The organism is Streptomyces sp. NPDC001020, from assembly GCF_053599115.1.
This window is the reverse complement of record NZ_JBSFLQ010000048.1, coordinates 23,102-48,746: the sequence shown is the minus strand read 5'-3', so window position 1 is coordinate 48,746 and position 25,645 is coordinate 23,102. Positions and strand designations below refer to the sequence as shown.

The window sequence follows — 25,645 nt, the reverse complement described above, 5'->3', positions numbered from 1 at the left end:
CTGGACGATCAGCGCGGCCACCGCATAGACCGAGGGGCCGCCCGGCCTGCAGCCGGACAGCCCCTCAACAAGATCTTCATGAGTCTTCTAGGGCGGTACGCCGGTCCGTGGCCCGAACGGGCCGGGGACGAGCGGCCGTTGACCGACTCATCGGCGAGGCAAGGAGACCGTCGTGGAGTTCGACGTGATCGTGGAGATCCCCCAGGGGTCGCGCAACAAGTACGAGATGGACCACGAACTGCATCGCCTCCGTCTGGACCGGATGCTGTTCACCTCGACCCGGTACCCGGCCGACTACGGGTACATCGACCACACCCTCGGCGGCGACGGCGACCCGCTGGACGCACTCGTCCTGGTCGGTGAACCCACCTTCCCCGGCTGTGTGATCGAGTGCCGCGCCGTCGGCATGTTCGTCATGAAGGACGAGAAGGGACCGGACGAGAAGGTCCTCTGCGTCCCCGCCCATGACCCGCGCTACACGTCCGTGCAGGACGTCGGAGACGTCCCCGTCTTCGACCGGCTCGAGATCACCCACTTCTTCGAGGTCTACAAGGACCTGGAGCCGGGCAAGTCGGTCGAGGGCTCCCACTGGGAGGGACGCGACCAGGCGTACGCGGAGATCGACGCCTCCCGCAGGCGGGCCGCCGAGGCCTGAGCGCGCCGCCGTCGGCGTGGGTGACGGGGCTGCGGGATGAGCCGTCCTCACATGCTCAGGCGATAGGGCACCATGCACACCACCACGTCGGTGCGGGACCGCAGGATGGCGGCCAGGAGCAGACCCCGTTGGTTCTGCAGGATCTCGTAGCGCCGGTGGCGGGGTTCGACCTCCGGGATGAGAACGGCGACCTGCCGACCGTCCTGGGCCGCGCGCTGCACGTAGTCGACGATCGGCTGGACCAGGGAGCGGTGGGGGCTGTCGATGATGTCGAGGCGCACGCCCGGGTTCCAGCGCCCCCACGCGTCCTGCAGAGCCCGTGTCCGCTCCGGGTCGGACTGGACGGCGACCGCTACCACCTCGTCGCCCAGGGCGAGGGCGGCACTCACGGCATGCTGGGCGAGCCTGCTGACCTCGCCCAGCGGCACGATCACCAGGCTTCGGGCGCGCAACGCCGGCGGACCGGGGGTCCGGCCCAGCTCCAGTTCCTGTCCCACCTGCGTGTAGTAGCGCTGGATGCGGGCGAACAGCAGCATCATCAGCGGGACGGCGATCACGACCACCCAGGCACCCTGCAGGAACTTCGTGGTGAGGAGGATGACGGTGGCCACGGTGGTGAGCAGCGCCCCGGTGCCGTTGATCAGTGCCCGGTACTTCCACCCGGCGGGTCTTTCGGTGGCCCAGTGCCGTACGAGACCCAATTGACTGAGCGTGAAGCCGATGAACACACCGATCGCGAAGAGCGGGATCAGCCGGTGTGTGCTCGCGTTGACCGCGATGAGCAGCAGGGCTGCCAGCAGCGCCAGGGAGACCACGCCGTAGCGGTAGACGGGTCGTTCGGCGCGCAGCCCGAACAGGTGGGGCAGCCGGTTGTCACGGGCGAGCAGGCTCATGAGCACCGGAAGTCCGCCGAAGCTGGTGTTCGCGGCGAGAAGGAGGGCCAGCGTCACGATGAGATTGATGGCGTAGTAGGCCCAACCCGTGCCGAAGGCGCCGGCGGTGAGCTGGGCCAGCACCGTGACCTGTCCTCGTGGGGCCACGTGGTCACGGCGGATGAGGACGGCCAGGCCGACGAGCATGAGCCCGAGAACCACCCCCAGCATCAGCTCGGTGCGCTGGGCGCGTTTGACCCGGGGGGCGCGGAAGGTGGGTACGGCGTTGGCGATGGCCTCGACGCCGGTGAGGGCCGAGCAGCCGGACGAGAAGGCCTTGAGGACCAGCAGGAGCCCCAGTGTCTCGTGTGCGGGGAAGGGCTGCGCGGTGCCGACGACGGCCGCCGGGTGCGTGCGGAACAGGCCGACGACGATGATGCCGGCGATCGACACGATGAACAGTGCGGTGGGCAGCATCAGCATGCGGGCACTGTCGGTGACTCCCCGCAGGTTCACCGCCGTCAGCAGGGCAAGGCCGATGAGGCAGATGACGAGCTTGTCGCCGACGAGCGAGGGAAAGGCGGATGCGAGGGCGTCGGCACCAGCGGCGAGGCTGACGGCGACGGTCAGCACGTAGTCGACGACGAGACTGGCCGCGGCGAGAAGGCTGACGGTCGCGCCCAGGTCCTTCTTGGAGACGGCGTAGGCACCTCCACCGTCCGGATGCACGGCGATCACCTGGGTGTACGACACCACCAGCGTCGCGAGCAGGAAGGTGATCACAAGGGTGATGGGCAGCGTCGCCGTCAGGGCCCCGGTCCCGGCGGCGACGAGGGCCAGCACGATCGCCTCGGGGCCGTACGCCACCGAACTGAGCGCGTCCAGCGACAGCGCGGCCAGTCCTTCCAGGCTCGTGAGGTGGTCCCGCTCCCCCTCTCCCGGGCGGAGCGGGACCCTGGGGCGTAGCTCACGGCGTGCCAGGCCATAGGCCATCGGGACCTCATCACGGATGGGCGGACGGTCGGCAACAGTCTCGCCTGCCGCATCCGGGCCCGCTCTCCGGACGCGGCAGGCGAGCGAGCCCGCCGTCAGCGCTTCGCCACGAGTTCCTCGAGGGCGATGTTGAGTGCGAGGACGTTCACCCGGGGCTCACCCATGAAGCCGAGGGCGCGGCCCCGCGTGTGCTCGTCGACCAGCTTCTCCACCTGGGCGACGGGCAGCCCGTTCCTGGCGGCGACCCGGTGGGCCTGGATCCGCGCGTACTGCGGGGAGATGTCCGGGTCCAGGCCGGAGCCGGAGGACGTCACCGCGTCGGCGGGGATGTCCGACGGCTTGACGGTGTAGCCCGCCACCGAGTTGTCCTTGATGACCGCGGCCTTGGCGTCCTCCACCTGTTTGACGAGCACCTCGTTGTCGGCGGCCAGGTTGGTGGCACCGGACAGGATCAGCTTGTACCGGGTGTTGACCGTGTTGGTTCCGAGACCGTGCGCCGGGCGGCCCTGGAACCACGTCAGGTCGGGGTGCGGGGTCTGCCCGCCCTTCTTCGACGGCAGGTCGTACGACTGCCCGATCAGCGAGGAGCCGACGACCTTGCCGTCCGCCCTCACCTCCGAGCCGTTGGCCTTGCCGTGGAAGAGCGCCTGGGCGACGCCGGTGACGACCAACGGGTAGACGACGCCTGTCACCAGCGTCAGCACCAGCAGGGCGCGCAGGCCTGCCCCCAGCAACCGGACGGTGTTCCTGACGGAGTTGTTCATGATGATTCAGCACGCCTTCCGAATCAGTGCAGCCCGGGAATGACGGAGATGATCAGGTCGATGATCTTGATGCCGACGAAGGGGGCGACCAGCCCGCCCAGGCCGTAGATCCCGAGGTTGCGGCGGAGCATCCGGTCCGCGCTCACCGGCTTGTACTGCACGCCCCTGAGGGCGAGCGGAACCAGCGCGATGATGATCAGAGCGTTGAACACGACCGCGGACAGGATCGCGGAGTCGGGCGAGGACAGCTTCATGACGTTGAGGTCGTCCAGGCCCGGGTAGACCGCGGCGAACATCGCCGGGATGATCGCGAAGTACTTCGCGACGTCGTTGGCGATGGAGAACGTCGTCAGGGCACCGCGGGTGATCAGCAACTGTTTGCCGATCTCCACGATCTCGATGAGCTTGGTCGGGTTGGAGTCGAGGTCGACCATGTTGCCGGCCTCCTTGGCGGCCGACGTGCCCGTGTTCATCGCGACCCCGACGTCCGCCTGGGCGAGCGCGGGCGCGTCGTTCGTACCGTCACCGGTCATCGCGACCAGCTTGCCGCCCGCTTGCTCCCGCCTGATCAGCGCCATCTTGTCCTCGGGGGTGGCCTCCGCGAGGAAGTCGTCGACGCCCGCCTCCTCGGCGATCGCCTTGGCGGTCAGCGGATTGTCGCCGGTGATCATGACGGTCCTGATGCCCATGCGGCGCAGTTCGTCGAACCGCTCGCGCATGCCGTCCTTGACGACGTCCTTGAGGTGGATGACACCCAGGACCCGCGCCCCGTCCGCGTCCTCGACGGCCACGAGCAGGGGGGTGCCGCCCTCCTCCGAGATCCGGTCGGCGACCGGGTCCGCGTCCTCCGCGACCTCGCCGCCACGCTCCCGCACCCAGGCGATGACCGAACCGGCCGCGCCCTTGCGGATCCTGCGCCCGTCCACGTCGACCCCGGACATACGGGTCTGGGCGGTGAAGGCGATCCACTCGGCCCCGGTCAGCTCGCCCTGGTGGCGTTCGCGCAGCCCGTACTTCTCCTTGGCGAGGACGACCACGGAGCGGCCCTCGGGTGTCTCGTCGGCAAGCGAGGACAGCTGGGAGGCGTCCGCGACCTCGGCGGCGGTGGCGCCACCCACCGGCACGAACCGTGCCGCCTGCCGGTTGCCGAGCGTGATGGTGCCGGTCTTGTCGAGCAGCAGGGTCGAGACATCACCCGCGGCCTCCACGGCCCGGCCGGACATGGCGAGGACGTTGCGCTGCACCAGCCGGTCCATGCCGGCGATGCCGATCGCGGACAACAGCGCGCCGATCGTCGTCGGGATGAGGCAGACGAGCAGGGCCACCAGGACGACCATCGTCAGGTGCGTGCCCGCGTAGTGGGCGAACGGTGGCAGCGTGGCGCAGGCGAGGAGGAAGACGATCGTCAGCGATGCCAGCAGGATGTTGAGCGCGATCTCGTTGGGCGTCTTCTGCCGGGCCGCGCCCTCGACGAGGCCGATCATCCGGTCGATGAAGGTCTCCCCGGGCTTCGTCGTGATCTTGATGACGATCCGGTCGGACAGCACCTTCGTGCCGCCGGTGACCGCGGACCGGTCGCCACCGGACTCGCGGATGACGGGCGCCGACTCACCGGTGATCGCCGACTCGTCTACGCTGGCGACACCCTCGACGACGTCGCCGTCGCCCGGAATGATGTCACCGGCCTCACAGACAACCAGGTCGCCGATGCGCAGCTCGGTGCCGGCGACGTGCTCCTCGCGGTCGCCCGTGAGGCGCCTGGCCACGGTGTCGGTCTTGGCCTTGCGCAGGGTGTCGGCCTGTGCCTTGCCACGTCCCTCGGCGACGGCCTCCGCCAGATTGGCGAAGACGACGGTCAGCCAGAGCCAGGCGCTGATCGCCCAGCCGAACCAGTCACTCGGGGTCTTGACGGAGAAGACCGTGGTCAACACGGCACCGATCCACACCACGAACATCACGGGCGACTTGATCATCACCCGCGGACCGAGCTTGCGAAGTGCGTCCGGCAGCGACCTGACCAGCTGTTGGGGATCGAAGAGGCCCGCGCCGACACGGCCCTTGGCGGACCTGCGTCCAGTGGGGACGTCGCTGTGCGGGGCCCGGTTCGAAGTGGCCGTGGACATGGGAACCTCTTGGTTCTTGGTACGAGTGGACATCACGCCAGCCCCTCCGCCAGCGGGCCCAGCGCCAGCGCCGGGAAGTAGGTCAGACCGACGATGATCAGGATCACGCCCACCAGCAGCCCGGTGAACAGCGGCTTGTCTGTACGCAGGGTGCCTGCGGTGACCGGTACCGGCTTCTGCTCGGCCAGTGAGCCGGCCAGGGCGAGGACGAACACCATCGGCAGGAAGCGGCCCAGCAGCATGGCGAGCCCGGTCATGGTGTTGAACCAGTCCGTGTTCGCGTTCAGGCCGGCGAAAGCCGAGCCGTTGTTGTTCGCGGCGGACGTGAACGCGTACAGGATTTCGGAGAACCCGTGCGCGCCGGGGTTGAGCATCGAGTGCCGCGCCGTGGGCAGCGCCATGGAGGCCGCGGTGCACACGAGCACCAGCGCCGGGGTGATCAGGATGTAGACGGCCGCCAGCTTGATCTCCCGGGCGCGGATCTTCCTGCCCAGGTACTCGGGGGTGCGGCCGACCATCAGACCGGCGATGAACACCGCGATGATCGCCATGATCAGGATGCCGTAGAGACCGGAGCCGACACCGCCGGGGGCGATCTCGCCCAGCATCATGCCGAGCAGGGTGATGCCGCCGCCGAACCCCGTGAACGACGAGTGGAAGGAGTCGACCGCTCCGGTCGAGGTGAGCGTGGTGGACACCGCGAAGATCGACGAGGCGCCGACGCCGAAGCGGACCTCCTTGCCCTCCATCGCCCCGCCCGCGATCTGCAGGGCCCCCTCTTGGTGGGCGAACTCGGTCCACATCATCAGGGCGATGAAACCAACCCAGATGATGGCCATGGTGGCGAGAAGCGCGTGGCCCTGCCTGACCGAGCCGACCATGACACCGAACGTCCGGGTCAGCGAGAACGGGATCACCAGGATCAGGAAGATCTCGAAGAGGTTTGTGAACGGGGTCGGGTTCTCGAAGGGGTGAGCGCTGTTGGCGTTGAAGTAACCGCCGCCGTTGGTGCCCAGCTCCTTGATGGCCTCCTGCGAGGCGACCGCGCCCCCGTTCCACTGCTGCGAGCCGCCCGTGCCGTGCCCATTGAAGAACTGGCCCACCTCGTGGATGCCGGAGAAGTTCTGGATGACACCACAGGCCACCAGGACGATCGCCGCGATCGTCGCGACCGGCACCAGGATGCGGACGACACCGCGCACCAGGTCGGCCCAGAAGTTGCCGAGCTCGCCGGCGCGCACGCCTGCGAAGCCGCGCACCAGCGCCACGGCGACGGCGATACCGACGGCTGCGGAGACGAAGTTCTGTACGGCCAGACCGGCGGTCTGCACGACGTGGCCCATGGCCTGCTCGCCGGAGTACGACTGCCAGTTGGTGTTCGTCACGAAGGAGGCGGCGGTGTTGAACGCCTGCGCCGGATCGATGGACCTGAAGCCGAGTGAGAACGGCAGGACGCCCTGGAGCCGCTGCAGAAGGTAGAGGAAGAGGACGCCGACCGCCGAGAAGGCGAGGACGCCGCGCAGGTAGGCGGGCCAGCTCATCCGGGTGTTCGGATTGACGCCGACTCCCTTGTAGATCCACTTCTCGACGCGCCAGTGCCGGTCGGAGGAATAGACCTTGGCCATGTAGGTGCCGAGGGGAACGTAGGCGAGGCCCAGTGCCGCTATCAGAGCGAGCAGCTGGAGCACGCCGGCCAGAACGGGGCTCATAGGGCTCTCAGAACCTCTCCGGGAAGATCAGGGCGAGGATGAGATAGCCCAGCAGAGCGACGGCCACGACCAGGCCGACGATGTACTCGGCGGTCACAGCTTCGTCACCCCCTTGGCAGTGAGGGCCACAAGCGCGAAGACCGCGATCGTGGTGATGACGAAGGCCAGATCGGCCATCGTGAGCTCCTGGAATGAGGTTCGGACGGGGCAACAATGGTTCGAGGAAAGCGCGCCTCTGACCGGATTCGGCTTCCGTTGACGGGTCTCTTACGTAGGTGCGCACGCCTTTGACGGGACTCTTACGGCTTCTGCTGCGAACCGCACCTCGGCGCTGCCGTCCGGCGCAGTCAGTACGTCAGAACAGGCGGAGGCGCAGCCAGGCGCCCCGGCCCCGGCGCGTTCTTCGCCTCGGATCCCACGACTTCGATGCCGCCTTGACACAGGTATGACGCGGGCGACCGCCCCGACAGCCGTGACGGCGTCAAGATGGGGCCGGGAACCGTCAGAGTCGCATCAAGGGCGAGTTGCATCCGCCCCGTGGCGCTCTACCGTCTGCCGTATGGAAGGTCGCGAAGGCGCGCGCCGTGAGGTGAGCGGCGCCCATGTGAGGGAACGCGGGCGTCATGGACAAGCGGTGTACGACCGCGGTTGGGCGAAAGAGACGCATGGCTCGATCCGGTACGCACTCGCGCTCTTCGCCATGCTGCAGCTGATCGACTGGGGCTCCGGCGCCGAATCGCCGTGGCGGGCCACCCTGTGGTTCGCGGTGTCGATGCTGCTCTTCGCGGTGCTGTGTCCGCGCCGGGTCTGCGCCGGTGAGGGCTGGCTGGCCTCGCGCGGCCTCCTGCGCACTCGACGGGTGCGCACCGATCTGCTGGTGTCGGTGCGCTGTGTGGACGGAGTCTCCCAGCGCCTCGTGCTGCGGGACGTGTTCAGCGGGCGCGTCGAGATCGACCCGCGGGTGCTGGTGGACAATCCCGACCTGTGGCACCGCCTGGACGAGGACGCCCGGAAGTCCATGGCCGTCGGCTCCCTGCTGTGTGGGCAGACAGAACTGGACCGGGTCAGGGAGCGGATCGACCGCGAGACCGCCCTGACGGTGTTCAGGGTGTCCGGCCTGGAATAGCGGGGCGGCCCGCGTCAGCCCTCCCCGAAACCCGCGTCCCGGTCAGCCGGTCGGCCGGTCGGCCGGCCGGCCGGCCGGTCTTGCCCGCGCCCGGGAACGAATGGTCACAGGTCCAGTTCACTCAGACCCGGGTGGTCGTCGGGCCGGCGTCCCAGCGGCCAGTGGTACCGGCGGTCCGACTCCTTGATCGGAAGGTCGTTGATGCTGGCGTAGCGCTTGCGCATCAGGCCGTTGTCGTCGAACTCCCAGTTCTCGTTGCCGTAGGAACGAAACCAGTTGCCCGAGTCGTCGTGGCATTCGTAGGCGAAGCGCACGGCGATACGGGCGCCGTCGAAGGCCCAGAGTTCCTTGATCAGCCGGTACTCCAGCTCCCGCCGCCATTTGCGAGTGAGGAAGGCGACGATCTCGTCGCGGCCGTCGATGAACTCCGCGCGGTTGCGCCAACGGGAGTCGACCGTATAGGCGAGGGCGACCTTCTCCGGATCGCGTCTGTTCCAGGCGTCCTCCGCCAGCCGTACCTTCTCCACCGCGGTTTCCCGGGTGAACGGCGGGAAGGGAGGGCGTTGTTCGTGCGACATGCCTGCCTCCATCGGCGAGAACGCTCGTTCTCCTCTTGGCCGTCACCCTAGGAGAACGCTGGTTCTCCCGCAAGGTGGACACACCGTGGAGCGCCGGTGCCACTGAAGTACCTGGCGGGACCGGGGTTGAGCACCACGCCCGGTCCCGCCCGTCCGCCCCCTGTCGGCGAACGTGATCGGCCGGCGCCGCCCCGTCCAAAGCGGCGCCGACCCGTCTAGGGTGTCAGCGGCGCCGCGCCTTGCCGGTCGCGCGCAGCCATTCCTTGTTCATGCTGGTAATGGAGACCAGCGGAATGCCCTTCGGGCAGGCGGTGGCGCACTCCCCGGTGAGCGTGCAGCCACCGAAGCCTTCCTCGTCCATCTGCGCGACCATGTCCAGTACGCGAGTCTCGCGTTCGGGCGCGCCCTGCGGCAGGACGTTGAGGTGGTTGATCTTCGCCGAGGTGAAGAGCATCGCCGCGCCGTTCGGGCAGGCCGCCACGCAGGCGCCGCAGCCGATGCACTCGGCGTGCTCGAAGGCGAAGTCCGCGTCGGCCTTCGGTACGGGCGTGGCGTGGGCCTCGGGCGCGGAGCCGGTCGGGGCGGTGATGTAGCCGCCGGCCTGGATGATGCGGTCGAAGGCCGAGCGGTCGACCACGAGGTCCTTGACGACCGGGAAGGCCGCGGCCCGCCAGGGCTCGATGTCGATCGTGTCGCCGTCCTTGAAGGACCGCATGTGCAACTGGCAGGTGGTGGTGCGCTCGGGGCCGTGTGCGTCACCGTTGATGACCAGGCTGCACGCGCCGCAGATGCCCTCGCGGCAGTCGTGGTCGAAGGCGACCGGGTCCTCGCCCTTGAGGATGAGTTCCTCGTTGAGGGTGTCCAGCATCTCCAGGAAGGACATGTCGGGCGAGATGCCGTCCACCTCGTAGGTGGACATGGCGCCGTCGGCGTCGGCGTTCTTCTGCCGCCAGACGCGCAGGGTGAGCTTCATGCGTAGCTCCGCTGGGTGGGGTGGACGTACTCGAAGACCAGGTCTTCTTTGTGCAGGGTGGGCGCCTCGCCGGTGCCGGTGAACTCCCAGGCGGCCGCGTAGGAGAAGTCCTCGTCCTTGCGGGCGGCCTCGCCGTCGGGCGTCTGGGACTCCTCACGGAAGTGGCCGCCGCAGGACTCGGCGCGATGCAGCGCGTCGAGGCACATCAGCTCGGCCAGTTCGAGGTAGTCGACGATGCGGTTGGCCTTCTCCAGTGACTGGTTGAACTCCTCACCGATGCCGGGGACCTTGATGCGCCGCCAGAACTCTTCACGGATCTGCGGGATGCGCTCCAGAGCCTTGCGCAGGCCCGCGTCGGTGCGCGCCATGCCGCAGAACTCCCACATGAGTTCGCCGAGTTCACGGTGGAAGGAGTCGGGGGTGCGGTCTCCGTCGACGGCGAGCAGCGTGTTGAGCCGGTCCTCCGTGTCGGCCAGCACCTCCTGTACGACGGGGTGTTCGTCCGTGACCTCGTCCTGGTGCGGATTCCGGGCGAGGTAGTCGTTGATCGTCGAGGGGAGGACGAAGTAGCCGTCGGCCAGGCCCTGCATCAGCGCGGAGGCGCCGAGGCGGTTCGCGCCGTGGTCGGAGAAGTTGGCCTCGCCGATCGCGAACAGGCCGGGGACCGTGGTCTGCAGGTCGTAGTCGACCCACAAGCCGCCCATCGTGTAGTGCACGGCGGGGTAGATCCGCATCGGCACCTCGTACGGGTTCTCCGCGGTGATCCGCTCGTACATGTCGAAGAGGTTGCCGTACTTCTCCTCGACCTTCGCCCGGCCCATACGCCTGATGGCGTCCGCGAAGTCCAGGTAGACGCCCTGACCGCCGGGACCGACACCGCGGCCCTCGTCACAGACGTTCTTCGCGGCGCGGGAGGCGATGTCGCGGGGCACGAGGTTGCCGAAGGAGGGGTAGATGCGCTCCAGGTAGTAGTCGCGCTCGTCCTCGGGGATCTCGCTCGGCGCCCGGTTGTCGTCCTTCGCCTTCGGCACCCAGATCCGGCCGTCGTTGCGCAGCGACTCGCTCATCAGCGTCAGCTTGGACTGGTGGTCGCCGGTGCGCGGGATGCAGGTGGGGTGGATCTGGGTGAAGCAGGGGTTGGCGAAGTACGCGCCGCGCCGGTGCGCCCGCCAGACGGCGGTCGCGTTGGAGTTCATGGCGTTGGTCGACAGGTAGAAGACGTTGCCGTAGCCGCCGGAGGCGAGGACGACGGCGTCCGCGAAGTAGGTGTCGATCTTTCCGGTGATCAGGTCACGCGCGATGATGCCGCGGGCACGCCCGTCGATCACGATCAGATCGAGCATCTCGGTGCGCGAGTGCATCTCGATATTGCCCGCCGCGATCTGCCTGGACAGCGCCTGGTAGGCACCTAGCAGCAACTGCTGGCCCGTCTGGCCGCGGGCGTAGAAGGTGCGGGAGACCTGGACGCCACCGAAGGAGCGGGTGTCGAGGAGGCCACCGTACTCGCGGGCGAACGGCACGCCCTGCGCCACGCACTGGTCGATGATCTCCACCGAGATCTGGGCGAGGCGGTGGACGTTGGACTCGCGAGCCCGGAAGTCGCCGCCCTTGACGGTGTCGTAGAAGAGGCGGTGGATGGAGTCGCCGTCGTTGCGGTAGTTCTTCGCGGCGTTGATACCGCCCTGCGCGGCGATCGAGTGGGCGCGGCGTGGAGAGTCCTGGTAGCAGAACTGGACGACGTGGTAGCCCTGTTCGGCGAGCGTGGCGCCGGCAGAGCCGCCGGCGAGGCCGGTGCCGACGACGATCACCGTGTGCTTGCGTCGGTTGGCCGGGTTGACCAGCTTGGCCTCGAAACGGCGCGTGTCCCAGCGCTCGTTGATCGGCCCCCTCGGTGCCTTGGTGTCGACGACCGGCTCTCCGGTCGCGTAGTCCGTGAAATCGGCGGACACAGTCATGTTCAGCTCACCACTCCGGTCATGACACCCACGGGCACGGCGATGAACCCGGCCGTGAGCAGCGCTGCGAGGACGTTGGCGACGGTCTTCAGGGCGCGGTCGCGGGTGCGGCTGCCGACGCCGAGGGTCTGGGCGGCGCTCCAGAAGCCGTGCCTGATGTGCAGGCCGAGCGCCAGCATGGCGACGATGTAGATGACGTTTCCGTACCAGGTGGAGAAGGTGTCCACGACGTTCTGGTACGGGTGGCCCTCCTGGAAGCCGCCGGAGTGCACGGTGCCGGTGGTCAGGTCGAGCAGGTGCCAGACGACGAACAGGCCGAGGATGATCCCGCCCCAGCGCATGGTGCGCGTGGCGTAGCTGGCCCGCGGTCTGGCGTGCACGTACTTGTCGGGGCGCGCCTTGATGTCGCGGCGGCTGAGCTGGTACGCGGAGACGGCGTGGGCGACGACGGCGACGATCAGCACGACGCGGATGAGCCACAGCGTCCACTCGTAGTGCATGAACGGTTCACCGACGGTACGCAGCCAGTGACCGTAGTGGTTGAACTCGCCGGCCCCGAAGTAGATCTTCAGGTTCCCGATCATGTGGGCAACCAGGTACAGCAGCATGATCAGGCCACTGACCGCCATCACTGTCTTCTTGCCGACGGTGCTGTCCCACACAGTGCGGGCCATGGACGGCCGTCGGTCCGTCCGCGTTGCCAGAGCCATGGTTGAGAACGCTAGAGCCGAAGGTCCCCATCGGTCCAAGACATGGTCCAGCTTGTTTCGATAGCCAGCGCCTATGCTGGAGGCGTGCAGTTCCAACAGCTTCAGTACTTCGTGGCGGTCGCCGAGACCCGGCACTTCACCCATGCCGCCGAACTGGTCCATGTCGCCCAGCCCTCGCTGTCGCAGCAGATCAAGGCGCTGGAGCGGGAGCTGGGGGCCGATCTGTTCCTGCGGGCGCGCGGCAACATCACGCTGACGGACGCGGGCGAGGCGTTGCTGCCGCTGGCCCGCCGCATTCTCGCCGACGCGGACACGGCCCGGCACGAGGTGCAGGAGCTGGTGCAACTGCGCAGCGGCCGGGTGCGGCTCGGCGCCACCCCCAGCCTCTGCACCGGTCTGCTGCCGGACGTGTTGCGCGGCTTCCACGACCGCTATCCCGGTATTCGGCTGCTGGTCGAGGAGGGCGGCTCGCACGACCTCGTACGGGAACTGGCGCGCGGCGCCCTCGACCTCGCCCTGGTCGTGTTGCCCCTGCCCACCCCCTCCCCCGCGCTGACCACGGTGGAGCTGCTGCGCGAAGACCTGGTGGTGGTGTCCGCGCCGGAGGTCCCAGGGCCCGGGAGCGGGCGTCGTACGGTCCACATCGCGGATCTGCAGGGCGAGCGTCTTGTGATGTTCCGCCACGGCTACGACCTGCGGGAACTGACCGTGGCCGCATGCCGCGCCGAGGGCTTCGAGCCGGACTTCGCCGTGGAGGGCGGCGAGATGGACGCGGTCCTCGGCTTCGTACGCGCGGGCCTGGGCGTCGCCGTCGTTCCGCGCATGGTCGCGACACGGTCCGGGCACGGCCTGCGCGTGACCCCGTTGGCCCCGCCCGGACTGCACCGTACGATCGCGCTGGCCCACCGCAGCGATGTGGCGCCGCCCCGGGCGGCCCGGGAACTCCAGCGGATGCTGCTGAAGCGGTGAGCGGGCCCCGCGCCCGCGAGCCCGGTGGCCCGGCAGGCGCCTGCGGGGACCGCGAGAGCGTCCGCGTACGGGCCGTGGACCCACGGCCCGTACGCGTGTGACGGCTCAGCCCGTAGTGTCCGCCAGTGCCAGTTCGTGCAGGCGGTCCGGCGGGCCCGGACGAGCGTAGTACCAGCCCTGGGCGGTGTCGCACCCCAGAATCCGCAGCTGTTCGGCCTGAGCGCCGGTCTCCACGCCCTCGACCGTGACCGCGAGGTCCAGGCTGTGGGCGAGGGAGACGATGCCCTCGACGATCTTGAGGTCGACGGGGTCCGCCGGGTACTGCTGCATGCCCTGGGTGAAGGAACGGTCCAGCTTGAGGATTCGCACGGGCAGTCGGCGCAGGTTGGCGAGGTTCGAGTAGCCCGTGCCGAAGTCGTCGAGGGCGATGTCCACCCCCATCTCCGCCAGTCGGCGCAGCGGTTTGAGCAGGTCGTCATCCGCCCCGATGAGCGCCGACTCCGTGACCTCCAGGCAGAGCGCGTCCGGTTCGAGACCGGCCTGCTCCAGGATGTCGACGGTGTCGGAGACCAGACCGGGATGGGTGAGCTGGCACGGCGACAGGTTGACGTTGATGCGCAGCGGACCCGTCTGCGCGTGCCTCTCCTGCCAGGCCCGAGCCTGCCCTACCGCCTCCTGAAGCACCCAACGCCCCAGCGGCACGATCAGCCCGGTGTGTTCGGCGAGCGGGATGAATCGGTCGGGGCCGAGCACACCGTGCTGCGGATGCAGCCAGCGCACCAGCGCCTCGGCGCCGTGCACGGTGCCGTCGCCGAGGTGCACCAGCGGCTGGTACTCGATGAAGAACTCGCCCCGGTCCAGCGCCGCGGGCAGCGCCGTGGTCAGCCCGTGGCGAGTGATGGCACGGGCGTCGGCCTCGGGATCGGCGAGCTCGAAGCGGTTCCCGCCCGCGGCCTTGGCCCGGTACATGGTGATGTCGGCGCTGCGCAGCACCTCCGCCGGTCCGCGTTCCCCGACCGGTCCCTCGACGACGCCGATGCTGCCGCGTACGGTCAGCTCGCGCCCGTCGACGCTGATCGGGGTGACCAGCGCGTTCATGATGCGGCCGACGAGTTCGTCGACCTCGCGCTCGGTGTCGGGCCCGGTGATCAGCGCCACGAATTCGTCACCGCCCAGGCGCGCGACCATCTCGCCGGGCGCGGTCGCGCACGCCTGCAGCCGGTCCGCGACCTCGACGAGCAGCCGGTCGCCGGCCGCGTGCCCGAGGCTGTCGTTGACGGTCTTGAAGCCGTCGAGGTCGAGGTAGCACAGGCCGAACCGCCGGCCCTCGCCCGCCGCCAGAGCCTTCTCCAGCCGTTCGAAGAAGAGGGTGCGGTTGGGCAGTCCGGTGAGCGCGTCGTGAGTGGCCTCGTAGCGCAGCCTGAGGTTCAGCAGGCGCCGCTCGGTGGTGTCCTCCATGAGCGCGAGCTGGTACTGCGGGCACCCGTCCGCGTCCCGCAGCAGAGACACGGTGAGGTTCGTCCACAGGACCGTGCCGTCGGGCCGGTAGAAGGCCTTTTCGGCGTGGTAGTGGTCGCGTTCGCCGCGGACGAGTTCGTCGTACAGGCGCCAGATGTGCGGCGCGTCGTCGGGGTGGGTCCACTCGGCGACGTTGCGGCCGCGCAACACTTGTTCGGAGCCGCCGAACATACGCAGCAGCGCGCCGTTGACCTGGAGGATGTTGCCGTCGAGGTCCGCGATGCCGATTCCTATGGCCGCGCCCTCGAAGACGGCGCGGAAGCGGGCCTCGCTGGAGTGCAGCGCCTGGGCCACCACGCCCTGCGCGTGCAGGGCGGCCTGGGAGATGGACTCCTGCTCGGCCAGCGTGCGCTCCTTCAGCGCCTTGGCGAATCCCGCGGCCATCGCGTGCTGCAACCGCGAGGAGCGGGTCCTGAGGGCCTCCTGCGTCTGCGCGGAGGCGTCCGGGTCGCCGCAGTAGAGCACCAGATAGGCGTCGACGCAGTCGAGGGTGTGGCTGAGAGTCTCCGGTTCGGTGCAGTGGGCCGCGATCAGCGCAGCCCCGATCTCCTTGGCCGCGGCGGCGTCGAACGCCCTGGCCCGCAACGCCTCACTCAGCCGCCGCGCCAGCGGCAGTAGCTGCGCCTCGAACTCCGGCCGGGTCAGCGACGTCGAGGTCGCCGGGAAGACCGCCCGGCTCCAGATCGTCGCGAACCTGCGGAGTCTGTCCTCCGGTCCGCCCGGCTCCGCGGTCACGCCGAGCGCCCTACGCCGGCGAATCCGGAGAAGGCATACGGATCCTCGTCCTCGGGTGCCGTGTCGGGCCGCCACTTCGGCATCGGCACCAGCCCGGGTTCCACCATGTCGTACCCCTCGAAGAACCGCGCGATCTCGTCGCGCGAGCGCATGATCAGCGGATTGCGGATTTTCTCGTACACGCCGACGGCACCCTCGGCCCGCTCCTGCTCGAGCGGGATTCCCTCGTACGAGGCATGCGTGACGATGAGCAGGCTGCCCGGCGCGAGCGCGCCGCGCAGCTCGGCCACCGCACCGTACGGGTCGTCCGCGTCCTCCACGAAGTGCAGTATGGCAACGAGGAGAAGCGCCACAGGCTGCTTCAGGTCGATCAGCCGATCCACCTGAGGGCTCGCCAGGATCTCCTGGGGCCGCAGGAGATCGGCCGCGACGACGTCCGCGTCGTCGTTGCCCCGAAGCACGGCCTGGCTGTGGGCGACCGCCACCGGGTCGTGGTCGACGTACACCACGTGAGTGCCGGGGTGCGCCTGCTGCGCCACCTCGTGGACGTTGCCGAAGGTAGGAATGCCGGAGCCTATGTCGAGGAACTGCGTGATGCCCTCATCGACGGCGAAGCGCACGGCACGACGCATGAACGCCCGGTTCGCCTGCATGGTCTTGGGGAGCCCCGGCATGAACTCCATCGCCGCGCGCGCCGCCTCCCGGTCGGCCTCGAAGTTGTGTGATCCGCCCAGGTAGAAGTCGTACATGCGGGACACGCTCGGTACGGAGACGTCGATGCTCCGTGGGGCCCAGGCGGGGCGCTCCATGTAGCTCTCCAAGGCAAGAGGGGACGGTGCGGGCGATCCGGTGTTCGAGGTGAGGCTACTGATCGTCCGCCAACAGGGCGAGTAGAAACGGAAATTGACCGTCCGTTCCCGGTCACTACGAGGTTCCTGCGACGGAACATCGAGGATATTGGGGCGGTTCGACCGGATCGGGCATGTGCGTCCCGGCGTGGCCGAGGAGCCCGCATGATGCCAGTACCGCGTGCCTTTCGGGCCCGGCCGGCGCACACCAACTGGGTCAGCTCCCTTCGTGTGACGGGTGGGGAAGCGGGCCGACCGCGCGCCTGTGTCCCGTTCGCTCGGCACTCCCGCTTCTGCGGCTTGGGGGTGCGGCGTTTTCGGTGTGCCGCCTACGTCATGGCACGGGATGGCCCGATGGACTCAACAGGACCGCACTTTTCTTTCCTGATTCTGCGGCACTTCTCGGCCACCTGCCCGACCGCACCTGTCCTCCTGCGGACAGATGCCTCCGCCTCAGCCGGTCCCGGCCGCACCGGTCAAACCACTCACGTAGGAATCTCCCCCGTTCGGGGCAATTCGCAAAGGCTTCGGCGTGCGCAGGCGGACGCAGGCGGATGATCTCCGTCGTGCACCGAACCGAACGGACCCGATCCACCTTCGCCATACGGCTGTTGGCCCCGGTGACGCTGGCATGGATCTTCGTGGGCGCCCCCACCGGCACGGCGTCGGCAGACGCGTGCGCCTACGCGTCGACCGGCCCGGACGGCATGGAGGCGGTGGCGGTCGCGGGCGGTCACCACTGGCCCGTCCCGCCGTGCTGGACACCGAGTCCGACCCCCACGCCCACACCCACACCGAGCCCGACCCCCACGCCCACACCCACCCCGACACCGAGCCCGACTCCCACACCCACCCCGACACCGAGCCCGCCACCGAAACCCGCGCCCCCACCGAAACCGAGACCCGCGCCGAAGCCCGTGCAGCCTCCACCGCCCACCGTGGCACCGAGCCCCCGACCGGTACCGAAATCAGCCATCCCCGCCACCCCCACGCCGACACCGACGCCCTCGCTCGAGCCGAGCCCGCACCCCACGGCGACTGCGGTGCACTATCCGCAATACCACCCGCTTTCCCGCCCACGCCGACCGCACAACAGTTTGTCGCCGCTTACGTTCACCCTGCTCATCGTCGTGCCCGCGGTGTTCGCCATCGCCGCGCTGCGTCCACGCTGACCTCTGGAGGCACCTCTTGTCGGAATGGCTTGTTCTCGCCCTCGCGATGGCGGCCGCTTGTGCCGTCGTGGTCGTGGTGACCCTGGTGAGGGTCCGCACGGCCGCCGCGAACGACGATCCGTCCGAGACCCCGGATGTGATCGAGTACATGACGATGTGGATCGGCGTGGTGTACGCCATCGTGCTGGGTCTGGCCATCGCGGGCGTCTGGGAGGCCCGCAGCGCGGCCCAGGACCATGTCCAGGCCGAGGCACAGGCGCTGCACGAGGTCTCGGAGCGGGTCCGGGTCTATCCGGCCGACGTCCGCGACCGGATCCGCGCCGACATCGACGCGTATGTCGGCCAGGTCGTCGGCACCGAGTGGAAGACCATGGCCGACCGTGGCGAGGTGACCGCTCGCGGCACCGACCTGTTCCAGCGGATCCGTCAGGACGTCACCGATTACCAGCCGAAGACGGACTTCCAGGCCCAGTCGTACCAACCGCTCCTCGATCAGGTGACCGCGGCCGGCACGGCGCGGGCCGCCCGCGTCGACTCGATGGGCTCGACCATGCCGGGGGTGGTGTGGTTCGGGCTGATCTCGGGGGCGGTGGTCACCATCGGGATGGTGTTCGCACTGCAGATCAGACGCACCGCCCGGGAACTGATCCTCGCCGGGCTGTTCTCCGCGCTCATCGCGTTCCTGCTCTTCCTGATCTGGGACTTCGACGCGCCCTACAGCCGGGGCGTCCCCGCCTCCTCGGAGCCCTTCCTGGCGATGTTCCCGCACCTTCACGGGTAGACGGGCCTCACGTACCGTTCCGAACCGGTCGGTGGCGGGCCTCGTCCGCCCGCCCCGCCGTCTCTCGGCGCCTTCGCCACGCCAGGCCGTTCCCCCGTTCGCGCACACGGCACCCCCTGTGCGGCGCACAGGCATACCCCATTCGCGCGGCTGCGATCGCGCCCACCCGCCCACGTTCCTAGCGTTTCGGTCATCGAGGTGCATTTCTGGCGCAAGCGGAAAAGGTCCGCAGCAAGGCTCCTCGGGGACCTGGAGGCTCACATGCGCGCGATACGCGCTGCTTCGGTCGCACTGCTGGGCTTGACCGCCCTGGCCTGCACCGCACCTGCGTCCGCCGCCCAAGGCGGGGGCGTTGGCGGCATCACCCCGTCCGGCACCGGTCTGCGGCCGACGGCGATCGACACCGGCGGCCGGGCCGCACCGTCCGCGCGAGGCTGCCACGACAACGCCGGGACCTCCTCGGGCACCTTCGAGACGGTCGCCGTCTCCAAGGGCCAGGACTCGGCCAGGGCCGTGGTCTCCTCAGTCGCCAGGCCCGGGAACCGGTACGAGGTGTCGTTCCGCTGCGGCGGCGAGAGAAATCACACGGATCTCATGATCGCCGACAGCAACGGAAACGACCGCGGCGACAACGGGTTCGGCGGTCAGGGCAACGGCAACGGCCGCGGAAACACCCTGTTCGGCGGTCAGGGGAACGGAAACGGCCGCGGCGACAGCCTGTTCGGTGGCCGGGGGAACGGAAACGGTCGCGGGGACAACCAGTACGGCGGCGGAGGGGGCGGAAACGGCCGCGGCGGCAACGACTCCCGCGACCGGCCCGATTACGAGCAGCATGGCGTACGAGCCGGGGCCGGCGGCAGCATCGGCGGCTTCGATCTGAAGAAGATCGGCCTCGGGGCGGCGCTCATCGCGGCCCCGCTCGGGGCGGCCTGGCGCATGTCGCGCCGACGCACCGCCGACGACAAGTCCTGACCCGTACCGCACGGCCCCTCACCCCCGCGCGGACCGGGGCTTGCGACCGCGGCCACGACAGAAACGGCCGCCGAGCGCGAGAAGGAGTCCGCAGGTGAGCCGCCGCGGCACGAGGCGCTCGTCTCCGCCACCCGTTCGCCCGTGTCCCGTCGCCGGCGAGGTCCGCTGCGCTTAGCGTGCTGTTGTCCTTGACGGACGCGGCGATGGCCATGTCGAGAGGGGATTGGAATGTCTGCGTCCGGGTCGGTCGATGAGGGGGCGCGGCAGACGAAGCGCGCCCCCTGGGGCGTGTTGGCGCTTGTACTGCTGACGGGGCTGTCTCTCGTTCGCAATGGCTCGGGAGGGTTCGACGTGGGTCCGCCGCAGCCCGCGTCGGCGGCGGCCCCGAACGCCCGTGGCGCCCCGAACGCGCTCCCCGGGACACCCGACGCCCTGCCCTACGCCGGGGTCGTCCGCGTCCGCATCCCTGCGCTGCAGGTCGACGCCCCCGTCATTCCGGTCGGCCTGGACATGTCCGGCTGGGTGAGCGCGCCGCCGCTCGGGGACCCCAACCTCGCGGGCTGGTTCACGGGCGCGGTCTCGCCCGGCGAGAAGGGCACGGCCGTGATCGATGGACACGTCGACAACAGTCAGGGACCCGCCGTCTTCTACGGGCTCGGTGGGCTGAAGAAGGGTCAACGCGTCGAGGTCCGGCGCACGGACGGCAAGACCGCCGTGTTCGAGACCTACGGCGTCGATGTCGTCGACAAGACGAACTTCCCGGGCGACCGCGTCTACAGCGACAAGGGGGCCCCGGAACTGCGCATCATCACCTGCGGAGGGGAATTCTCCGAGGGGAAGGGTTACGCCGGGAACGTGGTGGTGTTCGCCCGCCTGGTGGAGGTGCGCTGATCGGAGCGATGGCAGACGGCGAGAGCCCGGTGGCGGATGCGCGGGAATTCCGCCGGCCCCGCCCGCCGGCACGTGTCAGGCGAACTGCCCTCTGGGCACCGTGATGTGATAGCCGGAATCCAGTAGATACGGCAGATACCTACGCAGTGCTCGTACGCTCTGCGCCCGATTTCCGCCGGCGTCGTGGGAGAGCACGATGGCACCCGGGGCTGGATCGGCTCGTGCCGGACGGCGGTCCGGGCGGGCGTGCGCGGCGGCGGACCGTAGCCGGTCATGGGTTGCAGGCGGAAGGCGGACCCCTTGAACGGGATCCGCGCCTGCGCGTCCCCGGCGGCGACAGCGCTCCGTACCTTCCGCGCCGGGTCGTCGATGGCGAGCAGTCTCGTCGGGTCTTCGGTGGTGAGCAGCCGCGCCGTACCCGCCGCCCCGGCGGCGCCCAGGACGGCGGCGCCGACGCGCAACGCTCGGCGTCGTGTGAGCAGATGATCATTCTTCATGACTCATCAGTCACCCGGACGAGAGCTGTGCCGTGTCCGCGCAACACTGCTGGGGCGCCGGGAATACACCTGATAAGACTCTTGATGCTGAATGTACAGCGTCAGGTGCTGGCACACGTCGCCGACTCGGCGCTGACGCTGAGTGAACGCCGATCGACCGTGCGCTCGCCCCCGCACCCGAGCAGGCCCCGGAGCTGTGGATTCCGCTAGCGTTGCAGCCGTGACGGGACATGCGCATCAGTTCGAGCGGGGCACGGACGGGCCCAAGGTCATCGTCGTCGGTGTCGACGGCTCCGATCCCTCGCTCCGGGCGGCGGCCTACGCAGCCGGGCTGGCCCGACGGCAGCACGCGCTGCTCGCGGTCGTGTACGTGCAGTCGGTGATGGCGGCGGGCGCGGCGTTCGGCGTGCCCGTCACCGATACGACCGAGGAGATCGCGGAGGACCTGGTCAAGTACATCCGTGAGTCCGCCGAGCGAGTCAAGGACATATACGAGGTCCGCTGGGAGTTCCACACCTTCCGCGGCGATCCCTACAACGGCCTGGCCAAGGCCGCCGACGAGCTGAAGGCGGACGCCGTCGTGGTGGGCGCCTCCGAGCAGGCCGGACACCGGATCATCGGTTCGGTCGCGATCCGGCTGGTGAAGGCGGGACGCTGGCCGGTCACGGTCGTGCCTTGAAGGACCGGAATCCGGACCAGTAGGTCATCCTGCGGACCGGCGCCGCGCGGCACGTCGGAGCCGTCAGGGGCTCGGCGCCGGACCACGCTTGCCATCTTCCGTCATCCTCGACTGTGCGACATCATGACCGGCCGTCAACCCGTTGCCGTCTGCGGAGGGGTGAGTGAGGCTTCATGGCTCGGCTCAGAATGGGCGAGGGGATTCTCCGCCGCAAACCCATCGAGCACATCGAGGGCACAGAGCTCGACGATGGAACCCGGCTCGAACGTTCCCTCGGCCTGTGGCAGTTGACCGCGATCGGCGTCGGCGGGATCATCGGGGCCGGCATCTTCACCCTCGCGGGCACCGTCGCCAACGGCACGGCCGGGCCCGCGGTCCTTCTGTCGTTCCTGATCGCCGGGCTTGCGAGTGCGGCCGCCGCCCTGTCGTACGCGGAGTTCGCCGGCCTCATCCCGAAGGCGGGCTCGGCATACACGTACGGCTACGCGGTGCTCGGCGAGTACGCCGGCTGGTTCATCGGCTGGGACCTCCTCCTGGAGTACACGGCGATCGTGGCGGTGGTCGCGATCGGGATCTCCGGCTACTTCGGCTTCCTCGTCGGCGAGATGGGCGCCCATCTGCCCACCTGGATGCTGGGCGCGCCAGGCACGGGCGCCGGTCACCGGGTCGACCTCTTCGCGGCCCTCCTGTGCCTGTTGATCGCGTATCTGCTGAACCTCGGCATCCGCAACGCGGCCCGCTTCGAGACATTCGTGGTGTCCCTGAAGGTCCTGGTCGTCCTGCTCGTGGTCGGCGTCGGCGTCTTCCACATCAACACCGGCAACTACCACCCGTTCTTTCCGTACGGGGTCGGCGGGGCGTTCACGGGTGCGGCGACCGTCTTCTTCGCGGTCTTCGGGTACGACGCCATGTCGACCGCGGCCGAGGAGTCGAAGGACGCACAGCGCCACATGCCGAAGGCGATCCTGTACTCGCTCGCGATCTCCATGGTGCTGTACGTGGCCGCGTGCCTGGTTCTGACGGGCATGCAGAACTACAAGGACATCGACAAGGAGAGCGGCTTCTCCAGCGCCTTCAAGTCGGTCGGCCTGAACGGGCTGGCGGACGTGATCGCCGTCGGGGCCATCATCGGCATCCTCACCGTGATGTTCACGTTCATGCTGGGTGTCACCCGGGTGTGGTTCTCGATGTCCCGGGACGGGCTGCTGCCGAAGTGGTTCGCCAAGACGCATCCCACCCGTCACGTCCCCACCCGCGTGACCTGGATCGTCGGAGTCGGCTCGGCCGTCATCGCCGGGTTTCTGCCGATCGGCGAGGCGGCCGAACTCACCAACATCGGGATCCTGTTGGCGTTCGTCGTGGTGTGCGTCGCAGTGATCGTGCTGCGCTACCGGCAGCCGGACCTGCCGCGCACCTTCCGCACACCGTGGATGCCGTTCGTGCCGACGCTGGGCGTGGTCTTCTCGATCTGGCTGATCACGTTCCTTCAGTGGCAGACATGGGTGCGGTTCGCCGTGTGGTTCGCCGTCGGCCAGATCGTCTACTTCGGCTACTCCTACAAACGCTCCGAACTGGCCAGGGACACCGGCTCCGGCGGCTGACCGGGACCTGAGAAGGAAAGAGGACCTCGAACGACGGCGGGCCCTCGGCGTGCGCCATGTGCACCGAGCTCAAGACCGGGAGCCGTCGTGACGACGTTCGCGCGCACGGTTGCCGCCCACTCCTCGACCAGCCGCTCGTACAACGGCCGGTCTCCGCCTTCAGGCGGTGGAGTCACGCGTGCCCGCTCCCCGAGATCAGGTAGTGGCTCAACTCCTGTGGTCCGTGAACGATGAGCGACTGCCACCCGGGCCCTGTCCGCCCGGATGGCTCTCAGCTCGTGATCTACACGGTAGGCGGGACGGTGATTGTGCACAGTCGCTTGGTGGCCCGCGTGAGCGCGACATACAGGTCGCGCTCGCCCCCGGGGCGAGCGGCGGTGATCCCGTCCGGGTCGACCACGACGGCGGCGTCGAACTCCAAGCCGCGCGCCTGTGAGACCGGCACCAGTCGGGCATGCTGCTCGATGCCCGCAGCCGTGAGCTGCTCCGTCCGGCCATCGGCGCAGATCACCCCGACCAACTCGCCCGGGTACGCGGCGCCCTGCTCGCGCAGCTCCCGCAAGAGGGTGGTGACGAGCGACTCCGGGGCCGCGGCGAGCGTTCGAGGTACCTCACCGCGCCGGATCGATCGGATCGCCGGCCGGTCCGGGGCGATCCGGACGAGCAAGTCCTCTGTGGTGGCGAGGATCTCCTGCGTGGTCCGGTAGCTGACGGTCAGGGTGCGCAGGTCGAAGCGCTGTCCGAGGTCCGGGCCGAGCGCCTCCTTCCAGTCCCGGGCCACCGTCGCCGGGCCCGCCTGGGCGAAGTCTCCGACCAGTGTCATCGACCTGCCCGGGCAACGGCGCACGATCATCCGCCACTGCATGACGGTGAGCTCTTGTGCCTCGTCGACGACGACGTGCCCGAAAACGTGCTCAGGCGGGCCGTCGACCAGGCTCGCCGCCTCGTCGAGAAGCGGCACATCAGCATCCGTCCAGGGCGCACCGGGCGTCCGCCACAGCAGGGCCCGCTGGTCGTCGGTGAACTGCCACAGATACGCGGCCAGCGCGTCAGCGTCCGTCAGCAGGGCGCGGACCACGTCGCCGGGCGCGAGATGCGGCCACAGGTCCTCGACAGCCTGATCGAGCAAGGCATCGTCCAGGAGGTCGGCGCGCACAGCGTCGGCGTCGAACTCGTCGGCACCCGTGGCGGGCGTGTCGTCAACGCCGAGGCGGCGCAGGTCCGCTGCCGCAACCCGGTCCAGGTCGAGGCCGGTCAGTTGCGCGACCTGAGCGTCGATGCGTTCGAGCGCCTCGGCGCCACTGCGGGCGAGCTCACGGACGAGGGCGTCGATCAGCAGTTCCTTGAACAGCCGACGCGCCCGGTTGTGCGCGAGACCACTGGTCTGTGCCGACTCCCGCGCTTGTGCGACATCCCTGTCCGGCAGACGAATCCACTCCTGCCCGACCCGGACGTCGAAGTCGCCGCCCGGGGCCTGCCGTGAGCGGACCACAGCGGCCAGCCCGTCGGCCATTGCGGCGCTCCCCTTGAGGCGCGCCACCTCGAAGGGGTCCGCGGCGCCCGGCACGACGCCGGCCAGTTCCTCACACGTCGCCAAGACGACGTCGTTCTCCCCGAGCGAGGGCAGGACCTGGCAGATGTAGTCGAGGAACCGCGCGTTCGGCCCCAGTACGAGCACGCCCCGCTCCGACGCCTTCGGGAACGCGTACAGCACATACGCGGCGCGGTGCAGCGCCACGACCGTCTTTCCGGTGCCCGGACCACCCTGCACCACCGTTACCCCGCGGTGCGGCGACCGGACGATCGCGTCCTGCTCGGCCTGGAGCGTGGCAACCGCCGCACCCATCCGCCCCGTGCGCCTTTCCTGGAGCGCCGCCGTCAACGGCCCGTCGCCGACCACGTCCTGTCCGGTGGGTGTGGAGCCGTCAAGCAGCTCATCGCTCAGACCCACCACCGTGCGGCCGGCCAAGCGCAGATGGCGGCGCCGCCGCAGTCCCATGGGATGAACCGGCGTCGCCTCGTAGAAAGGCCGCGCGGCCTCGGCCCGCCAATCCACCAGCAGTGGCAGCTCGTCCGATTCCCTGTGCAGTCCCAGCCGCCCGATCCGCAGGACGGTCCCGTCCACCAGGTCGATCCGGCCGAAGACCAACCCGTCCTCGGCCCCCTCCAGCCGGCGAATCTCCCCCGCCAGCCGCCCGGCTGCCACCTCCCGTTCGTACGCCTCGCCCGCACCGTCGGACGGTGACGCGAGCACGCGAGCCAACTGCGCCCGCGTCTCGGCCAGCCGCTCGTCGAACAGCTCGCCTATGACGGACACCTGAACTCGCTCAAGCTCCACCTCGGGCGCGGCTCCATCGTTGATCTGCGACAAGAAAAGACCCTCCCTGCCCAACCTGCCACCATTGCGAGGCGCCACTATGCAGAGGGATTCCGGAAAAGTAAATCTTGCCCAAGCCAGGTGGATTGTGTCCTGTGGTGCGGCACAACGCCCGCCGGCGGCCTTGGCATCGCGAGATTCGGTAGC

The 25,645-nt window shown here is 69.1% G+C and carries 21 protein-coding genes and 1 pseudogene; 8 read left to right on the top strand and 14 right to left on the bottom strand.

Annotated features, from left to right (window positions below):
- The first annotated feature begins 172 nt into the window (after positions 1-172).
- Positions 173-655, top strand: coding sequence for an inorganic diphosphatase (locus ACWDEX_RS32470; RefSeq protein WP_450468053.1), 483 nt, complete (start codon positions 173-175; stop codon positions 653-655).
- 47 nt (positions 656-702) lie between these two features.
- On the opposite strand, the gene ACWDEX_RS32465 is transcribed toward ACWDEX_RS32470, so the two are convergent.
- The 5 genes from ACWDEX_RS32465 to kdpF form a co-directional block, all read right to left on the bottom strand.
- The gene (locus ACWDEX_RS32465; RefSeq protein WP_450468052.1) at positions 703-2,520 is read right to left on the bottom strand and encodes an APC family permease; all 1,818 of its coding nucleotides are present in this window, start codon (positions 2,518-2,520) and stop codon (positions 703-705) included.
- Between the two features lie 95 nt (positions 2,521-2,615).
- The gene (locus tag ACWDEX_RS32460; protein WP_450468051.1) at positions 2,616-3,284 is read right to left on the bottom strand and encodes a potassium-transporting ATPase subunit C; all 669 of its coding nucleotides are present in this window, start codon (positions 3,282-3,284) and stop codon (positions 2,616-2,618) included.
- Positions 3,285-3,307: 23 nt separating this feature from the next.
- Positions 3,308-5,407, bottom strand: coding sequence for a potassium-transporting ATPase subunit KdpB (gene kdpB, locus ACWDEX_RS32455; RefSeq protein ID WP_450468050.1), 2,100 nt, complete (start codon positions 5,405-5,407; stop codon positions 3,308-3,310).
- A gap of 32 nt (positions 5,408-5,439) precedes the next feature.
- Positions 5,440-7,116, bottom strand: coding sequence for a potassium-transporting ATPase subunit KdpA (kdpA, locus tag ACWDEX_RS32450; RefSeq protein WP_450468049.1), 1,677 nt, complete (start codon positions 7,114-7,116; stop codon positions 5,440-5,442).
- Between the two features lie 7 nt (positions 7,117-7,123).
- A complete protein-coding gene (kdpF, locus tag ACWDEX_RS32445; RefSeq protein ID WP_450468048.1) occupies positions 7,124-7,213 on the bottom strand; it encodes a K(+)-transporting ATPase subunit F in 90 nt (29 codons plus the stop codon).
- 462 nt (positions 7,214-7,675) lie between these two features.
- Between kdpF and ACWDEX_RS32440 the strand changes: the two genes are divergently transcribed.
- Positions 7,676-8,242, top strand: coding sequence for a hypothetical protein (locus tag ACWDEX_RS32440; RefSeq protein WP_450468047.1), 567 nt, complete (start codon positions 7,676-7,678; stop codon positions 8,240-8,242).
- A gap of 104 nt (positions 8,243-8,346) precedes the next feature.
- On the opposite strand, the gene ACWDEX_RS32435 is transcribed toward ACWDEX_RS32440, so the two are convergent.
- The 4 genes from ACWDEX_RS32435 to ACWDEX_RS32420 form a co-directional block, all read right to left on the bottom strand.
- Entirely contained in the window at positions 8,347-8,820 is a 474-nt protein-coding gene (locus tag ACWDEX_RS32435) for a nuclear transport factor 2 family protein (RefSeq protein ID WP_450468046.1), read from the bottom strand.
- A gap of 223 nt (positions 8,821-9,043) precedes the next feature.
- The gene (locus ACWDEX_RS32430; RefSeq protein WP_450468045.1) at positions 9,044-9,793 is read right to left on the bottom strand and encodes a succinate dehydrogenase/fumarate reductase iron-sulfur subunit; all 750 of its coding nucleotides are present in this window, start codon (positions 9,791-9,793) and stop codon (positions 9,044-9,046) included.
- A complete protein-coding gene (locus ACWDEX_RS32425; protein WP_450468044.1) occupies positions 9,790-11,748 on the bottom strand; it encodes a fumarate reductase/succinate dehydrogenase flavoprotein subunit in 1,959 nt (652 codons plus the stop codon). Before ACWDEX_RS32425 ends, ACWDEX_RS32430 begins: the two co-directional genes overlap by 4 nt.
- 2 nt (positions 11,749-11,750) lie before the next feature.
- Positions 11,751-12,422 (bottom strand): succinate dehydrogenase, encoded by a 672-nt coding sequence (locus ACWDEX_RS32420; protein ID WP_450468055.1) that lies wholly within the window; start codon positions 12,420-12,422, stop codon positions 11,751-11,753.
- 120 nt (positions 12,423-12,542) lie between these two features.
- Between ACWDEX_RS32420 and ACWDEX_RS32415 the strand changes: the two genes are divergently transcribed.
- On the top strand, positions 12,543-13,427 hold the full coding sequence (locus tag ACWDEX_RS32415) for a LysR family transcriptional regulator (protein WP_450468043.1): 885 nt from the start codon (positions 12,543-12,545) through the stop codon (positions 13,425-13,427).
- Between the two features lie 105 nt (positions 13,428-13,532).
- On the opposite strand, the gene ACWDEX_RS32410 is transcribed toward ACWDEX_RS32415, so the two are convergent.
- The 3 genes from ACWDEX_RS32410 to ACWDEX_RS32400 form a co-directional block, all read right to left on the bottom strand.
- Positions 13,533-15,680 (bottom strand): putative bifunctional diguanylate cyclase/phosphodiesterase, encoded by a 2,148-nt coding sequence (locus ACWDEX_RS32410; RefSeq protein ID WP_450468042.1) that lies wholly within the window; start codon positions 15,678-15,680, stop codon positions 13,533-13,535.
- A complete protein-coding gene (locus tag ACWDEX_RS32405; RefSeq protein ID WP_450468041.1) occupies positions 15,677-16,489 on the bottom strand; it encodes an SAM-dependent methyltransferase in 813 nt (270 codons plus the stop codon). The genes ACWDEX_RS32410 and ACWDEX_RS32405 overlap by 4 nt, the downstream gene beginning before the upstream one ends.
- A gap of 772 nt (positions 16,490-17,261) precedes the next feature.
- A complete protein-coding gene (locus ACWDEX_RS32400) occupies positions 17,262-17,504 on the bottom strand; it encodes a hypothetical protein (RefSeq protein WP_450468040.1) in 243 nt (80 codons plus the stop codon).
- Positions 17,505-17,716: 212 nt separating this feature from the next.
- Here ACWDEX_RS32400 and ACWDEX_RS32395 point away from each other — a divergent pair, with 212 nt between their 5' ends.
- The 3 genes from ACWDEX_RS32395 (at position 17,717) to ACWDEX_RS32385 (ending at position 20,344) form a co-directional block, all read left to right on the top strand.
- Positions 17,717-18,481, top strand: coding sequence for a bestrophin-like domain (locus tag ACWDEX_RS32395; RefSeq protein ID WP_450468039.1), 765 nt, complete (start codon positions 17,717-17,719; stop codon positions 18,479-18,481).
- Between the two features lie 261 nt (positions 18,482-18,742).
- A complete protein-coding gene (locus tag ACWDEX_RS32390) occupies positions 18,743-19,453 on the top strand; it encodes a hypothetical protein (protein WP_450468038.1) in 711 nt (236 codons plus the stop codon).
- Between the two features lie 228 nt (positions 19,454-19,681).
- Positions 19,682-20,344: a class F sortase gene (locus ACWDEX_RS32385; protein ID WP_450468037.1), complete on the top strand. Its 663-nt coding sequence runs from the start codon at positions 19,682-19,684 to the stop codon at positions 20,342-20,344.
- A gap of 75 nt (positions 20,345-20,419) precedes the next feature.
- Here the strand turns inward: ACWDEX_RS32385 and ACWDEX_RS32380 are convergent.
- A pseudogene (locus ACWDEX_RS32380) lies at positions 20,420-20,554 on the bottom strand (polysaccharide deacetylase family protein); the annotation flags it as partial.
- Between the two features lie 507 nt (positions 20,555-21,061).
- Here ACWDEX_RS32380 and ACWDEX_RS32375 point away from each other — a divergent pair.
- Both ACWDEX_RS32375 and ACWDEX_RS32370 read left to right on the top strand, forming a co-directional pair.
- Positions 21,062-21,520: a universal stress protein gene (locus tag ACWDEX_RS32375; RefSeq protein WP_450468036.1), complete on the top strand. Its 459-nt coding sequence runs from the start codon at positions 21,062-21,064 to the stop codon at positions 21,518-21,520.
- Between the two features lie 173 nt (positions 21,521-21,693).
- Positions 21,694-23,121 carry an amino acid permease gene (locus ACWDEX_RS32370; protein WP_450468035.1) on the top strand — a complete coding sequence of 476 codons (1,428 nt, stop codon included), beginning with the start codon at positions 21,694-21,696 and terminating at the stop codon, positions 23,119-23,121.
- A 283-nt stretch (positions 23,122-23,404) separates the two neighbouring features.
- Here the strand turns inward: ACWDEX_RS32370 and ACWDEX_RS32365 are convergent, their stop codons facing one another.
- Positions 23,405-25,492: a HelD family protein gene (locus ACWDEX_RS32365; protein ID WP_450468034.1), complete on the bottom strand. Its 2,088-nt coding sequence runs from the start codon at positions 25,490-25,492 to the stop codon at positions 23,405-23,407.
- Between the last annotated feature and the right edge of the window lie 153 nt (positions 25,493-25,645).

Bases quoted from the DNA above. Each gene is read 5' to 3' on its own strand.
- ACWDEX_RS32430 (WP_450468045.1), bottom strand. From the start codon at position 9,793: ATGAAGCTCACCCTGCGCGTCTGGCGGCAGAAGAACGCCGACGCCGAC.
- ACWDEX_RS32425 (WP_450468044.1), bottom strand. From the start codon at position 11,748: ATGACTGTGTCCGCCGATTTCACGGACTACGCGACCGGAGAGCCGGTC.
- ACWDEX_RS32465 (WP_450468052.1), bottom strand. From the start codon at position 2,520: ATGGCCTATGGCCTGGCACGCCGTGAGCTACGCCCCAGGGTCCCGCTC.
- ACWDEX_RS32385 (WP_450468037.1), top strand. From the start codon at position 19,682: ATGTCTGCGTCCGGGTCGGTCGATGAGGGGGCGCGGCAGACGAAGCGC.
- ACWDEX_RS32440 (WP_450468047.1), top strand. From the start codon at position 7,676: ATGGAAGGTCGCGAAGGCGCGCGCCGTGAGGTGAGCGGCGCCCATGTG.
- ACWDEX_RS32390 (WP_450468038.1), top strand. From the start codon at position 18,743: ATGCGCGCGATACGCGCTGCTTCGGTCGCACTGCTGGGCTTGACCGCC.
- kdpB (WP_450468050.1), bottom strand. From the start codon at position 5,407: ATGTCCACGGCCACTTCGAACCGGGCCCCGCACAGCGACGTCCCCACT.
- ACWDEX_RS32405 (WP_450468041.1), bottom strand. From the start codon at position 16,489: ATGGAGCGCCCCGCCTGGGCCCCACGGAGCATCGACGTCTCCGTACCG.
- ACWDEX_RS32460 (WP_450468051.1), bottom strand. From the start codon at position 3,284: ATGAACAACTCCGTCAGGAACACCGTCCGGTTGCTGGGGGCAGGCCTG.
- ACWDEX_RS32400 (WP_450468040.1), bottom strand. From the start codon at position 17,504: ATGGCTGATTTCGGTACCGGTCGGGGGCTCGGTGCCACGGTGGGCGGT.
- ACWDEX_RS32420 (WP_450468055.1), bottom strand. From the start codon at position 12,422: ATGGCCCGCACTGTGTGGGACAGCACCGTCGGCAAGAAGACAGTGATG.
- ACWDEX_RS32435 (WP_450468046.1), bottom strand. From the start codon at position 8,820: ATGTCGCACGAACAACGCCCTCCCTTCCCGCCGTTCACCCGGGAAACC.
- ACWDEX_RS32370 (WP_450468035.1), top strand. From the start codon at position 21,694: ATGGCTCGGCTCAGAATGGGCGAGGGGATTCTCCGCCGCAAACCCATC.
- kdpA (WP_450468049.1), bottom strand. From the start codon at position 7,116: ATGAGCCCCGTTCTGGCCGGCGTGCTCCAGCTGCTCGCTCTGATAGCG.